Raw genomic sequence first — 1309 nt, forward strand, 5'->3', positions numbered from 1 at the left:
TATTGTAACTCAAAGAAAATGGAGATGTACCAATCCTCAATGTAATCTTTACTTCAATGATCAGTTTAACTTTATTAGTAAATATAAACAGTCATCTAATATTACTCCTTATATGATCCTTAATGAAATGAAGAATATACATATCACTACTGCAGATGTCGCTAGAAAATATAATATTTCTGATACTTCCGTACATTATATATTTCTACAATATTTGAACATAAAACGTCTTCCTTTACCTGAAATAATTTCTGTCGACGAAGTATTTTTAAATATTGACTATAAGCATCGTTATGCATTGGTTATCATGGATTTTGATTCCTCAGAAATTATCGATATTCTTCCCAACAGATGGGAAGAAACGACCAATGCCTACTTTTTATCTATTCCATTGGAAGAACGAAAAAACGTCAAATACCTTATCTGTGACATGTACAATCCCTATATCAACTATACGAAGCGCTACTTTCCTAACAGTATTGCTATCATTGACAGTTTTCACGTTGTTTCTTGGATCATAAGAAAGATAAATAACTATATCAATGATCTAAAAAAGAAATTCCAAATAAGAGATAAAAAGATTTACGAAGACTCTTGTATAAAAAATAATAGACCTATAGATTTTAAAAATATGCCGACATCTAAAGAAGTCTATCTGCTTAATAATTTTAAATGGCTCATATTACAAAATGTAGAAAATATAGACTATCAAAGTAATGTTAGATACAACCACAAATTAAAAGCTTATTTAAATACTTATGACTATGAAAAAATGTTTTTCCAATTAGACGATAACCTTGTACAAATCAGACGTCTAAAAGAAAAATATATTGAATTTAATAAAACAGAAGAAAGGGACCTAGAAAAAATCAATACTCTTTTAAGCAATATTATTGATTGTTATTCTCATTCGACATTGATTATGTTTAAAGAATTTTCTGAACTATTAAAAGCTCATAAACAAGAAATCATCAATTCATTTATTTATATAACTGATAATAATGGAAATGAACGAAGACTATCTAATGGACCTATGGAAGGATATAATAGGACTCCTAAAGATTTCAAAAGAAATTCAAGAGGATTAAGTAATTTTGAATATGTAAGAAGCAGATTGATTTGGGCTAACAGGAAAAATGAATCTATTTTAGCCATTCCTAAATCAAAAAAAGAAGTATATAAATTTAAAAAATAACTTGTTAAATGTATCTAGACAAAATGAAAGGAACAACCTATTTGATTGTTCCTTTAAACGGTATATTAAATTATCCGGTGCTTAGAGGTTCGCTCTAAATTATTAGGCGGAGTA

Annotated in this window: 1 protein-coding gene; it reads left to right on the plus strand. The window is 27.7% G+C overall.

Annotation, left to right across the window (positions count from 1 at the left end; all coding sequences use genetic code 11):
* The coding region (locus LJD34_RS15905; RefSeq protein ID WP_227360357.1) for a transposase at nt 1-1195 on the plus strand (1195 nt) is incomplete at its 5' end.
* Nucleotides 1196-1309 lie beyond the last annotated feature (114 nt).

Source organism: Faecalibacillus sp. MSK20_93 (assembly GCF_020589945.1).
Lineage (GTDB): Bacteria > Bacillota_I > Bacilli_A > Erysipelotrichales > Coprobacillaceae > Faecalibacillus > Faecalibacillus intestinalis.